12 protein-coding genes are annotated in these 13,893 nt (G+C 32.6%); 3 read left to right on the top strand and 9 right to left on the bottom strand.

Going from position 1 to position 13,893, the window contains the following annotated elements:
* Window positions 1-6: 6 nt before the first annotated feature.
* The gene (locus ABD816_RS10245) at window positions 7-1,041 is read left to right on the top strand and encodes a PorP/SprF family type IX secretion system membrane protein (protein WP_344927052.1); all 1,035 of its coding nucleotides are present in this window, start codon (window positions 7-9) and stop codon (window positions 1,039-1,041) included.
* A 67-nt stretch (window positions 1,042-1,108) separates the two neighbouring features.
* Here the strand turns inward: ABD816_RS10245 and ABD816_RS10240 are convergent, their stop codons facing one another.
* Window positions 1,109-1,624 (bottom strand): rhodanese-like domain-containing protein, encoded by a 516-nt coding sequence (locus ABD816_RS10240; protein ID WP_344927050.1) that lies wholly within the window; start codon window positions 1,622-1,624, stop codon window positions 1,109-1,111.
* Between the two features lie 70 nt (window positions 1,625-1,694).
* Window positions 1,695-2,870, bottom strand: coding sequence for a vWA domain-containing protein (locus ABD816_RS10235; RefSeq protein ID WP_344927048.1), 1,176 nt, complete (start codon window positions 2,868-2,870; stop codon window positions 1,695-1,697).
* A gap of 143 nt (window positions 2,871-3,013) precedes the next feature.
* Here ABD816_RS10235 and ABD816_RS10230 point away from each other — a divergent pair, with 143 nt between their 5' ends.
* Both ABD816_RS10230 and ABD816_RS10225 read left to right on the top strand, forming a co-directional pair.
* Complete coding sequence (locus ABD816_RS10230) at window positions 3,014-5,293, top strand: tetratricopeptide repeat-containing sensor histidine kinase (RefSeq protein ID WP_344927047.1); 2,280 nt, start codon at window positions 3,014-3,016, stop codon at window positions 5,291-5,293.
* 84 nt (window positions 5,294-5,377) lie between these two features.
* Window positions 5,378-6,112 carry a LytR/AlgR family response regulator transcription factor gene (locus ABD816_RS10225; protein ID WP_344927046.1) on the top strand — a complete coding sequence of 245 codons (735 nt, stop codon included), beginning with the start codon at window positions 5,378-5,380 and terminating at the stop codon, window positions 6,110-6,112.
* A 419-nt stretch (window positions 6,113-6,531) separates the two neighbouring features.
* On the opposite strand, the gene ABD816_RS10220 is transcribed toward ABD816_RS10225, so the two are convergent.
* From ABD816_RS10220 to porG, 7 genes are all read right to left on the bottom strand, one after another.
* Entirely contained in the window at window positions 6,532-7,047 is a 516-nt protein-coding gene (locus tag ABD816_RS10220; protein ID WP_344927045.1) for a hypothetical protein, read from the bottom strand.
* A 187-nt stretch (window positions 7,048-7,234) separates the two neighbouring features.
* Window positions 7,235-8,023, bottom strand: coding sequence for a glutamate racemase (gene murI / locus ABD816_RS10215; protein ID WP_344927043.1), 789 nt, complete (start codon window positions 8,021-8,023; stop codon window positions 7,235-7,237).
* A gap of 335 nt (window positions 8,024-8,358) precedes the next feature.
* The gene (locus ABD816_RS10210; RefSeq protein WP_344927042.1) at window positions 8,359-8,868 is read right to left on the bottom strand and encodes an OmpH/Skp family outer membrane protein; all 510 of its coding nucleotides are present in this window, start codon (window positions 8,866-8,868) and stop codon (window positions 8,359-8,361) included.
* 44 nt (window positions 8,869-8,912) lie between these two features.
* The gene (locus tag ABD816_RS10205; RefSeq protein ID WP_344927041.1) at window positions 8,913-9,767 is read right to left on the bottom strand and encodes an OmpH/Skp family outer membrane protein; all 855 of its coding nucleotides are present in this window, start codon (window positions 9,765-9,767) and stop codon (window positions 8,913-8,915) included.
* Between the two features lie 36 nt (window positions 9,768-9,803).
* A complete protein-coding gene (locus ABD816_RS10200) occupies window positions 9,804-12,428 on the bottom strand; it encodes a BamA/OMP85 family outer membrane protein (RefSeq protein WP_344927039.1) in 2,625 nt (874 codons plus the stop codon).
* A gap of 4 nt (window positions 12,429-12,432) precedes the next feature.
* Window positions 12,433-13,170 (bottom strand): undecaprenyl pyrophosphate synthase, encoded by a 738-nt coding sequence (gene uppS, locus ABD816_RS10195; RefSeq protein WP_344927038.1) that lies wholly within the window; start codon window positions 13,168-13,170, stop codon window positions 12,433-12,435.
* A 1-nt stretch (window position 13,171) separates the two neighbouring features.
* Window positions 13,172-13,858, bottom strand: a complete 687-nt coding sequence (porG, locus tag ABD816_RS10190) for a type IX secretion system protein PorG (RefSeq protein ID WP_344927037.1) — start codon at window positions 13,856-13,858, stop codon at window positions 13,172-13,174.
* Between the last annotated feature and the right edge of the window lie 35 nt (window positions 13,859-13,893).

Here is a 13,893-nt window from a genome sequence, read left to right as displayed (position 1 = left end):
ACCCACATGAACCTGAAAAAATATTATATTTTTTTTATCCTACTAGTTTCGCAATTTACTTTTTCTCAAGAGGGAATTCCTGTGTTTGCAGATTATCTTTCGGATAACTTATTTTTAGTCCATCCTTCTATGGCTGGTGCTTCTAATGCCAATAAAATAAGACTAACAGCGCGACAACAATGGTTTGATATTGATAATGCTCCAAATACGCAATCTGCTAATATTGCTTTTCGCGCCGGAGATAAAGTAGGTCTGGGTGGTGCTATTTATAAGGATGAAAATGGACGATTTTCGCAGACGGGAGTATACGCTACTTTTGCCTATCACCTTTTGTTTTCCAGAGATCGTACAGATCTTAATATGTTATCCTTTGGTATGAGTGGTGCTTTTATTCAATCTAATTTAGATTTGGTAGGTTTAGAAGATCCATCAGATCCAGGTGATTTTATCATTACGGACAGAATTCAAAAAGATGGATATTTTAATCTGGATGCAGGGATGTCGTATCATTATTTAGAATGGTTTGCACATTTTACCGTAAAGAATTTTTTACCTGCTGCCAGAACAACTTTTGATAATACAGATGATCCTAACGTTTCTGTAGCTGACTCTAATAATCAACGACGATATATCTTTTCTTTAGGTCGTGTATTTGGATTAGGTGCTAGTTCCTGGAGTTTAGAACCTTCCATGTTGTATCAGGCTACAGATCAAACAAAAGAAAGTTCAATAGATGCTAATATAAAGGTTTATAAAGATTTTGGGGAATTAGCAACTCTATGGGGAGGTATGTCATATCGAAGAAGTCTGGATGGTGCAGAGTTTTCGCAGACTGGTGTAGAAATAGAAAGTCAGAAATTACAATATATTACACCATTTTTAGGCGTTAATTATAAAAATTGGATGGTTGGATATACATATAGTTATCAATCTAATTCTGTGGTGTTGACTAATGGAGGTTTTCATCAATTAACACTTGGTTACGATTTCGGTAAACGTAAAGAGCGTTGGAATTGTAATTGTCCGGCAGTAAATAACTAAAAGTTATATAATTTTAGAAAATAGGCAGAGGTCATATGCGTTTTAGCGCATACACCTTTTAAAATTCTTATTTTACCTCAGTGCCGCTAAATATTAATCTATTATCAGTACTAGGAACCAGAGCGCCTAATTCATAGATGTTTTTATATCCATACCCATATAGATTAATAAATGTGGGAATATTGAGAGCCAGCGGCATCATTTTCGAAGCAAAATGAAGTGTGTCTCCATCAATGTTATTATTACAGTAAATCAGTATCCTTGTATTCTTAGAAGGAATTATTTTTTTTAATTTCTCTTCTGTAAAATCAGAAAAATTAAGATGTACAGCGGCTTTTATATGTTTCTGCGTATACGCTTTTTCAGATCGAGTATCTAATAACAATGTATGTTCATCTTTTAGATACTCCAGAAATTCATCAATAGTGACCATCCGTGAGGTTCTGTATTTTTGAACTTCTTCAGAAATGGTTAAAAAAGAGTCATAGTCAACTTTAGATTCGGGTAATTGTTCTTTTTTTTGAGCCATAATTGATATAGGAATTAATAAGATTAAGATACCGATTTTTATAATTTTTGTCATACTATTTTTTTAAGTGTCCGTAATATAATGTTCTCGCATATTGATAGTGATAAGTGTGGGAGATAAGTTCTTATTTCTCCCAAGTAAAAGATTTTCTTTTTCCTTGTGTCTTGATTGCATTTAAAAGAGCTGTTTCTAGGCTGGTTTCATCCTTTTTACTATTATTTTTAATATAATCAGAACGTTTTTTGTTTAATTCCTGGATATCATTTTGTATCTGCTTTCGCTCTTTACTTTTTTGATTAATATGTTCTTTTAGCTCCACAGTAGATTTGTTTTTTAGCTCAGCAGGTAACTGCTCTTCAGAAATTTCTTCCAGTTCAAAATCTTTATCTGTGCTGGCATCTACAAGATCCCAGCTTTCATTTTTGTAAAAACCAGAACTTTTACTAATCGTTCTGCTTACTGCATTTGCTGCGCCATAAGATCGTGCATTGATATCCTGTTCAGCTTGCAGACTTCTTTTTTTAGAGCCTTCATTCCCATAATAAATATAGGTGTTGTTTAATTTCTTGTTTAATTGTAGAATGATATCATCATAAGGTGTTATAATATGTATGGTCTTTCTGTTGTGATCAATCGCGCTATATTCTCCTTTGGTGATATCTGCTCCGTTTTTCCAATGTGATTCTATGCCTTGTTTGTAGTTACCACAGAATATAGTATTAATAGTGATCCCTTTTTCTACAGCATCTGTAGCTGCGTTTTTGTAGTTAACAGGTCCTTGAGTAAAAGATTCATTTCCTGCAATAAAAATAAGTTTTAGATGATCATTATTCTTTTTCCAATCTAATTGATTAATAGAGGTATTGATTACTTTACCACAGTATTCATTTCCTCCATTAGTTGTTAATGAGAATAATTCTTTGGATATCTCATCCAGATCTTCAGAGAAAGGAAGCACTTGTCTCACAAAGCCTTCTGATGGTGTTAGATTGTCATTACCATATTCATATAAGGCGATTTGTAATTTTATTTTATAATCCCCACAAGAAGCATATGATAACTCATTTACGATCTCCCATAGTTGTGCTTTTGCCTGATCAATAAGACCGTCCATACTATTACTAGTGTCTAATAATAATGCTACTTGTATATTTTTCGTATTTGGATCTGTTTTAGCGGTATAAATTTGATGTGAGGTTTCATTAGCAAAAGACAGATCATTTTTTTTTCTATTTTCTGCTCTACAAGAAACTGATACTATTAATACACATAAAATGCTCCAATATCCAATCATCTTCATAATATTCTTTTTTTAATTTGAGTTAAAAGTAATAGGAACTTTTGTAGGTGAAAATTGATAATGAGTGAATAAGGAACTTCGATGCGTAAACGTATTCTCTGGATGAGGAAGGTAGACTATATTTTATGTAAAGTGGTTAAAAAGTGCCAGTTTCAATACTTGGCGATTTTAATTTTTCATTTAAATGGACTAAGTTTACCTTGATGAAATTAGATGTGATACAAAGTAGTAGGTTGATAATGTTCCTATGTTGGTTTGTTTCTGTACTAGGTGTTAGTCAGGAACGGGTGGTGACTATAAAGGGATCTGTAAAAGAAAAGAGTACTCAAAAACCAATGAATAATGTGGATATAAGGGTTCTTGGAAAACGTATGGCTCAAACTGATGCTTTTGGAGATTTTAGAATAAAAGTTTCTATAGGAGATGAACTCGTGATTAGTCATGATAGCTTTAGAACGGTTTATTATACGGTAAAGGATGATCAACGAATTGATATTCTGGTAGAAGATAGCCCCATATCTTCTGGGATAAGTAAAGATGTAAAAAGAGTTAATGAAGAAACGTATGTTAAAAATCTGCAGGCGGCAAAAAAATCATTAAATAAAGATGCTGCAATTAGTATAGAATATATTACTAAGGCATTAGAAGCTATAAGAGATGAGGATTCTGCTGCTGAAAAGAAAAAAGCTACTTTGTATGAAACATTAGCTGATATTTATTTGTATTGGAATCAGCCGGATTTAGCAATAGATAATTATGTAATTAGTATTGAAAATAGATTTAATGAACAAGTAAAAATAAAGTTAGGTAAAGCTTACCTGGCGAATAAAAATTATCAGGAGTCCTTACAGACTTTTACAACATTACAAAAAACACAACTTAACTCCCTACAAAAGATAACCGTCTTTGAAGGTTTAGGTGATAGTTATAATGGATTAAAAGAAAAATCAAAAGCAATAAAAAATTATAACAATGCATTGTCTTTAGCTGAGAAGGAGAATCAGGAAGAGGCTGTTATAAATTTGAATTCTAAACTTGCAGACGTATTACAAGATCAGGGTAGTCTAAGAAAAGCAGAAGAATATTTAGGAAATTCTGTAGAATTGGCTAGTCGAAAAAGTAAAAAAACATCTGCAATTCAAAGAGCAAAAGCAGCAGATTTCTATAATAAGAGCAGTAGTTTTGATAAAGAAATACAGTACAGAAAGGAAGCGCTAGAAGATATTGAGGAGATTACGGAAGAGGAAGAGAATTCATTAAGTTCACCTTCACCTGTATTGGCAGAAGATAGAGCAATCACATCTCAAGTTCAAAATTATAAGATAGCAAATGCCTTTGCTGCACAATCGGAGTATGACGAGGCAATACCTTATCTAGAAGAAAGTATTAAAAAGGCCGCATCAGAAAATGATTTAGTAGTGCAAAAAGATGCTACCCGTAAACTTGGGGAGGTGTATAGAGAAAAAGGAGAGCTAAAAAAAGCTTCAGAAGCTTTTGAGGAGTATGAAGTTATTGTAGATAAGCTATATATTCAGAAAGAACAGGAAATATCACAGGCAAATCTTTTTAGTAGAGAACTTACAAAAAAAGCAAACCGTATTACGACTCTTGAAAAAGATAGAGAGCTTAATGAAGGTAGGTATAAACTGGCATTTCAATCTCAGGAATTAGCGAACCAGCAAAGCGTAAAACAACAAATTATAATTTATGCGTTAGCGGGTTTAATGATTCTGCTACTTTTAGCGGCATATCTTATGTATCGAAATATGAAACAGCAACGATATGCTAATAATCTATTGGCGCTAAAATCACTTCGATCTCAAATGAATCCTCATTTTATTTTTAATGCATTAAATTCTGTGAATACTTTTATTGCTACCAGTGATGAGCGTGCGGCAAACAAGTATTTGACAGATTTTTCTTTACTGATGAGAGCGGTTTTAGAAAATAGTGAGGAAGATTTTATTCCTTTAGAAAAAGAAATCGAATTGTTGCGATTGTATGTTAAGTTAGAGCATTTTAGATTTCAGGATAAGTTCGAATATGAAATAATTATAGACCCAGATATAAGTATTAGTGATTATATGATTCCACCTATGTTATTACAGCCATATGTGGAGAATGCTGTGTGGCATGGGTTGCGGTATAAATCAGAAAAAGGATTGTTGTCAATCCATATTAACAAATTGACAGTTGATAGCTTAGAAATAATAGTGAGGGATACGGGTATCGGAAGAGAAAAATCTAAAGCTTTAAAAACAGTAAACCAGAAAAAACAAAAATCACAGGGGATGAGCAATATTCAAAATAGAATTTCTATTCTTAATAAAATGTATAAGGATAAAGTAGATGTTTTTATTTCGGATTTAGATAATAATACAGAAGGAACTCAGGTGAAATTAATACTTAAGAAGAGTGCATAAATTAAATGATAAAGATTGACTGGTTTTCTAAATATAGATTATAAAAGTTGATTCTGAATAAATAATACTACTAAACTTACAACTGTGAATTTAACTGCAATTATAGTGGACGATGAATTAAACAGCCGTTCTATATTAAAAAATTACTTACACAAATATTGTCCATCTGTAACTGTTTTAGGAGAAGCTGCAAGTGTACAAGAGACTCTGTTATTACTATCGTCTCATAATCCTGATCTATTATTTCTGGATGTAGAAATGCCTTATGGCAATGCTTTTGATCTATTAGAGCAAGTACCTGATCGAACTTTTGAGACTGTTTTTGTTACTGCCTATGATCATTATGCAGTGGATGCATTAAATGCCCAAGCAACTTATTATTTGTTAAAACCAATTGCTATTGATAATCTAATCAAAGCTGTGGATCACGTTACACATATTAAAGAAAGAGAGAAAGAGTTGCAAGACACAGTATTAGTTCCCAAAGTATCTGCAAAAACAGAGGGAAAAATCACAATACCCCAACAAGATGGTTTTGAAGTTTTACAAATTTCGGATATATTATACTGTCAGGCAGATGATAATTATACTAAGATTTTTTTAGAAAAGGGGCAGAAGTTAGTTAGTAAAACGCTTAAATATTTTGAAGATTCATTAACAGATGAAGGCTTTATTAGAATCCATAAAAGTTTTCTAGTTAATGTGAGTTGTATAGTGCGATACAGAAAAGGAAAAGGTGGGAGTGTTGTGTTATCTTCTGGTAAAGAGCTTTTAGTTTCTTCTTCTAAAAAAGGTAAGCTACTGGACTATTTCAAATAATGAGACTTTGTAGGGTTGACATTATAGACTTAATATTATTTTACATTGATTACATATGGTTTTAAGACAGGATATTCCGCACAGTCTGATGTTGTAAATTATTTGTTGGTCAGAAATGATAAGCAACTAATTAGATTTTAAAAATAAAGTAAAGACGCTAAATTCTTTTTTGCAAGTGAATGCTGTTACTAAATTGAAAAACAACAATATGAGTTGAGCCATAATAAGGTGTAAAAATTAACAAGTAATGAACCTAATTTTGTGACTGTTTTAATCAGTAGAACTCCTCTAGGCTTTGCCATAAGTGTAGCACATAGAATCAGAATAAAGGAGTTTTGTTTCCTGATTCTTGTAGCGAAGCGGTTTTGTTTATGACATATAGAACCCTTGAGTCAAGGTGGTTCATTATTTGAATTTAGTTAATTACCAGAAGTTTTGTCAGTATCTAAGTATGCAACCGTTTTACGTCGTTTGTAAACGGGAGAGTCTTCAAATAATGTTTTTACCTGATGATCCCAATCCCTTACAATATCAAAATAGCTGGAATTTACCACGGCCATGATCTCGCCACAATCATCACAAATATGCCCTTTGTATTCGAGGAAGTAATGTGCAAATTCGTGAAAGGCTACAACTTTAAGAATTTCATCATCCAGCAAAGCAACCCAATTGATTATAATATTCTCTATGTTATTGTCTTTATCACGTGTTACCATGCCTAAAGTAGAGGCATTTGGAGCTACATGTAAAGTGTCTACAATATCTATATTTTTAAGTTTAAACAACTTATCATAATAGTCGATTTTATATTGATCACAATATTTAAAAAACTGATCTAAATGAGGTTTTAATCGACCATCAATTTTAACATCATTTTGTGCAGTAAGTAGGGTAGTGGAGGATAATACTAAAAGAATAAAAAAACATTTTTTCATCATCACAGAATTAGGGGATAAGTAATTGTAACTAATGTGTCAAGCGTAAAATCATGATAATCAGTTAATTAATTATTCCAAATAAAAGAAAAATTTTGAAAATATACACGATTAAAAGTGTTAAAATTCGATAAAATTAACTTTTTGTATAATTTTTAAATAAAATTGTAGTGTTAATCTTACTTTTTTAATATTTGAGATAATTGATATTGACGGTTGTTGTGCTGTTTTTTAAAATACCTTCTAATATAGCTAGCGTCTTATTAGTATAAAATGTGTGTGTTCCCTCATGGGTATTTGTATTCAATAAATTATTTTTTGAGAGAATTACTTTGGTTTGTTTTGCTACTGCCTCTCCGGAATCTATAATTTGAATATTTTTTGGAAGTATTTTTTTTAAAACAGGAAGTAAATATGGGTAATGACTACATCCCAAAACAAGATGATCAATATCTTTTTTGATCATAGGTTGTAAATGAGAAGTAAGTAGCGATAGCATTTCTGGAGTGTGAATTTTACCGTCTTCAATAAGTTCTACGAGTCCTGTTCCTACTACTTCAATAATCTCAGTAGTATCTGTGTACAGATCAGAGGTAGAAGCGAAGAGTTCGCTGGATAGCGTACCTTGGGTAGCAAGGATTCCTATTTTATGTGTTTTTGTTTGTAATGCGGCAGGCTTTATCGCAGGCTCTATTCCTATAAAAGGTATTCTAAAACGTTCTCTGAGTACTTTTATAGCATTAGTGGTAGCGGTATTACAAGCTACGACTACAATTTTGCAATCAAAATCAATTAGTTTTTCTGTGTTTCTGATGCTTAGTTTGATAATTTCGTCTGCACTACGTTTTCCATAGGGAGCATATTTACTGTCAGCAAGATAAATTGTGTTTTCGTATGGGAGTGCAATTGCAATTTCTTGCCATATAGAAGTTCCACCAATACCAGAATCAAAAATACCTATAGCTTGATTATTCATTATTTAGAATTGATGTGGTTGCGATAAAACAGAGTTTTTTTAAATATAAGTATTATACTATTTCTCAAATCAATTAAATATATAAAATTCTTTCTTTTCAATCATATATCATATTTCAGAATATTCTGATAGTCTTTTGACTCTATTTACTATCGCACGTAATGATTATAAAATTTGTTTTTGGATGAAAATATGGAATCTATGTTACTAATTTTAATCAATAGTTTTGAAATACTTTAAAAGAAATTTGCTTTATAATCATAGAATAAAGGTAGAAACCAAAAAAAGCAGTAAACTTTTGTTTACTGCTTCTCCATATATTTAAAAGTATTTTATTAAATACCTAAATCTTTCTTTACATCTGCCATAAGGTCTTTTCCATCAGCTAAAATTACTCCTGTACCGGTAGTAGAGTCTAAAACATATTGAAACCCTTGAGCTCTGGATACTTTTTGGATAGAAGTACGTGCTTTTTCATAGATGGGTTTCATAAGTTCCACTTCTTTTTTCTGAAGATCTTGTAACGCATTTTGTCTATATTCTCCAATACTCTTTTCATTAGTTTGGATTTCCTGCTGTCTTTTTAGATTTTCCTCATCTGTTTTTGTTTCAGCTTCTTGTGTATATCGTTTTACTGTATTCTGTAACTCTAAAACCATGTTTCTTATTTCGGCTTCATATGTTTTGTTCAGCTTTTCGATTTCACTTTTTGCCGCTTTAAAAGCAGGCATAGATTCTACTAGCTCCTGAGATGCTATATGTGCTATTTTTGATTGAGCATTTACGAAACTTGATGCTCCTAGTGTTAATGCACAAGCTACTAATAGTGTTCTAAACTTTTTCATTTTAAGTAATATTAAGTATGTTATAAATTTAATAATTGATGATTCTAATTGTCTTCACTTTCTTCTACTTCGCCATCATTATCAGACGGAGTACTTTCTTTTAATTGTTCTTTTAAATTTTGTATAGAATCTTTCTTTCTTTTTTGGTCTTCTAATAATTGAGCTCTTCTGGCTTCAAATTCTTTTTTCTTCGACTCTCTAATAGAATCTCTGATTGCTTTTCTTTCAGCAAGCAGTTTGTCTCTTTCTGATTGTTTTTTTGCTACGGCTTCCTCTCTTTCTGTGACTACTTTTTCTTGTTCAGCGTTTCTTTTTTCGGCTCTTTCTACTGCTTTCTTCTCTGACTTACCATCAATTTGTTTTCTTTTAGAAGCTCTATTGATTCTTAATAGCACTTTGTCACTGATATCATGTCTATTAGCAGAATACAACATTACTAAATCTGCGGATTTGTCAAAAATAAAATCATAGTTACCGTTTTCTGCAACTTCCTGAACGGCTATAAAAACTTGATCCTGGACCGGTTGAACTAATCTTTTTTTCTGAATAAAGAGATCTCCATTTGGTCCAAATCTTTTTTGTTGGTATTCTAAAATTTCTTTTTCCTTAAATAAAATATCTTCTTCTCTTTCTTCTATTAATTCTTTAGTGAGAAGCACACGTTCATTATTGAGATCTTTTCTCATTTGCTCCACTTCCTTTAGTTCTGCCTCTATCTCTACTTTCCATTTTTGAACCTTCTTTTCCAAATCTCCAGAAGCTTCATTATATTCGGGTACGTTTTCCAATATATAATTCATATCGATATATCCGATTCTTACTCCTTTCTGTGCACTGGCAGTATTGGAAAGAGATAACCAAATAATAGTAGCTATTACTAAAAGAGCTTTTGTTTTCATAACGCTGTTTTGTTTATAGAAATAATCGTGCCAAAATTAAAATTGCTGTCCTATGATAAAATGTGGCTGCCATCCACTAGGACCATTATTTGTTCCTGGTGTAGGGTCAAATCCATATCCATAATCAAAACCTAGTAAACCAAATGCTGGCATAAATATACGTATACCTACTCCAGCAGAACGGCTTAATTGAAATGGATTAAAGTTTTTAAAACTATCATAAGATGCCCCTCCTTCCATAAAACCTAACACATAAATAGATGCAGAAGGCTTCAGGGTTATCGGGTATCTAAGTTCTAACGAATATTTATTATAAATTGTTGCCCCATCATCTCCAGAACTTACTTCGTTTGATCTACTCAATGGTATTACAGATTGATCTTCATACCCTCTAAGAGCTATAATTTCTCTTCCATCAAGACTTGTAGCGCCTAATCCACTTCCTCCAAGAAAAAAGCGTTCAAAAGGAATATCTCCCCTGTTTTGGTTATATGCTCCCAGAAACCCATACTCGACACTTGTTTTTAAAACCAGAGGATTTTTTCCAATTCTGGTTAGACTGGTATACCAATCGGCATCAAACTTTATTTTATAATATTCAAGCCAGTTAAAACGTTTCTGATCAATTTCACCGATTTCTTCATAGGCATCCGGATATGTTGACGGGCTGTTAATAATCCCAGGATTATCATCAACTAATTCTTGTCTGTCTTCTGCTAATTGTACATAATCTACACCATCAAAGATTGAATAGGGTAGTGTTAATTTAGCAATTAGATTAATATCAGAACCAGCTGTAGGAAATATTGGATTTACAGAAGTGTTATTTCTGTTTATTCCTATTGTATATGCAAGATTGTTAGAAAAACCATCACCAAAAGTAAAAAGACTTGTGTTGTAATTTTTTAGATTATAATGCTGCAAGCTTACTGCTTGTGATAGTGTAAAGTAGTTGTCTGGCCAGTTTAATCGTTTTGCAACACCAATAGAACCTCCTGTTATAAGGAATTTGCTATCCCGGTCTACGTCACCAGTAAAACTGTTAAATAAAAATTGAATTGTATGTGAAATGGATGTAGAAAGTTGAAAAGGCCTTCTTCCTCCTAACCAAGGTTCTACAAAGGATAAGCTATAGGTTTGGAAAAATTGACTGGCTTGAGCTCTTACACGCAGTGTTTGACCATCTCCCATAGGTAAAGGGCTATATGCTTCTTTGTTAAAAATATTTCTAATTGAAAAATTACTAAATGCTAATCCTAGAGTTCCGACAAAACCACCGCCGCCATAGCCTCCTTGTAGTTCAATCTGACTTGCTCCTTTTTCTACAACAGGATAATTAATATCAATGGTTCCTGCTTGTGGATCTGCATTTTGAAATTGCGGTTCTAAAGATTCAGGGTCAAAGAATCCTAATTGACCTATTTCCCTAACGGTTCTTACAACAAGGTCTTTGCTATATGTCTGTCCTGGTTTTGTTCTAAGGATTCTATATACAACGTGGTCATTGGTTTTGTCATTACCAGTTACCGTGATATGATTAAAATGAACTAATTTTCCTTCTCTGATTCTAATCTCAAAATCAAGTGTGTCATTCTTTACATTTGTTTCTACAGCATCAATATTAGAGAACAAATACCCGTTGTTTTGATATAGATTTGTTAAATCATTAGCATCGGGTTTTGAGTTATCAGCGATTTGCTTCTCTAAAAGCACTCCATTGTACACATCACCTTTCTTAATGACTAATTGTCTGGCTAATTGTTGATCCGTATATACACTGTTTCCTAAGAAGGTAATGTTACCAAAGTAATATTTTTTCCCTTCTTCAATATCGAGATTCAAAGCTACACTATTATCGCTCTTGATTATTAGAGAATCCTTTATGATTCTAGCATCTCTATATCCTTTTTCTTTATATTTACTAATAATACTCTCTTTATCTTCCTGATAATCTGCTTTGATATATTTCGATCTTTTCCAGAATCTCCAGAATTTTTTGCGCTTTGTGTTTTTCATCGCTGCGCGAACTTTATTATTAGTCAATTGAGAATTTCCATTCACATTGATTTCATCAATTTTAACTCGGTCTCCTTTATCTACTCGTACTAACATGTTTACCTTGTTAGTTGGAACGGTATCTTTAATCGGGCTTGTATTGATCACAACTTTAGTATTAAGAAAGCCATCTTTACGATATTTATTGATAATAAAATTGCGAGTTGTGGTAATGAGATTTTCGGTTACTTTAGCTCCAGGAGTTAGGCTATTATCTTTTATAAGATCTTCTGCTTTCCGTTTTTTAACTCCTTCAATTCTGGCTTCTTTAAGTTCGGGAACTTCTTGGATATTAATTTCCAGATATGCAGTTTCACCTTCAATTCTGGAAATGTATAAATTGATATCACTGAATAGCTCCAGATCCCATAGCTTTTTGATTACTTTGCTTATCCGATCTCCTGGTAAAAGAATTCGATCGCCGTTTTTTAGACCTGTAAAAGTAATAACAGTATTTTCATTGTAAGTTGTAGTTCCTGTAACTTCGATGCCTCCAATGATATACTCTTTTCCGTTTACACTTGGTAAGTTTTGTGCTGAAAGTATTATTGTATTTGTTAAAAAAGCAATGAATGCAAAATACGTAATGGGTAATTTTTTTGACATCTTTTTAACTAAGCTGCTCACTAGTTTTTCCAAATCTTCTCTCTCTTTGTTGATAATTTAAAATGGCTTCAAATAAATCTGATTTTTTAAAATCCGGCCATAATATCTCTGTAAAATATAATTCTGCATACGCTATCTGCCATAATAGAAAATTACTGATACGTTGTTCTCCGCTGGTACGTATCAATAAATCTACATCTGGTAGATCTTTGGTATACAAATGCTCATTAATGACTCCTTCATTTATAAGATGTGGCGAAATTACATTATTTTTAACTTTAATACTTATTTCTTGAATAGTTTTTATTAGTTCTTCACGACTGCCATAACTAAGTGCTAATGATAAGGTCATGTGGTCATTATTCTTAGTGTTTTCAATGACTTCCAATAATTCTTTTTGCGCTTTTTCTGGTAATGCTTTTAAGTTTCCAATAGCATTTAATCGAATTTTATTTTTTTGCAGTGTCTTTATTTCTTTTTTTAAAGAACTCACTAAAAGTTTCATTAGCGTCTGTACTTCGAGTTTTGGTCTGTTCCAGTTTTCAGTAGAAAATGCATATAGGGTTAAATATTTAATTCCTATTTCCGCAGCAGCTTCTACAGCCTCTTTAACTGCTTTAGATCCATTTTCATGGCCAACAGCTCTGAAAAAACCTTTGTTTTTTGCCCATCGACCGTTACCGTCCATAATGATGGCTACGTGTTTTGGTATATTGGTATTAAGTTGTTCTTTATTAATCATTTTAAAATGCACATAAACATGGAATTCTTCCCCATGTGTATGATAATGTTATTCCGGTAAAAACGTACCAGTCATTATTATCAAGATTACCAAATTTATTTTGTTCAAACCCTTCTCCGGGATTACTTCCATCAAGATTATCTGTAAAAGTATATCGTGCACCGATCTCAGCGCCTAATACAAAACGACGTCCCAGTGTCTTTTTGATGCCAACGACCATTGGGATTGCAAAATTCCATCGGTTTTCATAGGTTTTAATGACCGAGTCATCATTGACGTCTATCGCTTTTGCTCCATAATTAAATACAGTGACACCTGTATAGAGGTATGGAGTAAACTGTGGTGTGCCATCATATAGGTACCAATCCCAAAAATTAAACTCTAATCCTGCGGATAATTCTTTCACAGAATTAGAAAGGCTTAGCCCTCTGGCTTTTCTTCTTTCGTCTCCATTGGCATCATCTGCATTGAACTCGGCATACAAAAAGGAAGCTCTAAAGGCGTGCCTCTTACTTCGATTCCATTTTCCAATGGCGCCAACCGCAATATCATTTGGAGCAATGTAAGTTGTTTTGCCTACGTCACCAATATAATTAGAGCCACCAAGCATAAGCCCCACTTCATAGGTTTGTGAGGTGGCCGATGTCATAAAAATTAAAACAAATAAGAAGGATGCTAAGTATCTCATAGATTTTCAAAAGTTTGCAAATATAACAATTAACT

Origin of the sequence: Aquimarina addita (assembly GCF_039539305.1) — a bacterium.
Classification (GTDB): Bacteria; Bacteroidota; Bacteroidia; order Flavobacteriales; family Flavobacteriaceae; genus Aquimarina; species Aquimarina addita.
This window is presented reverse-complemented; position numbering and strand designations above follow the sequence as displayed.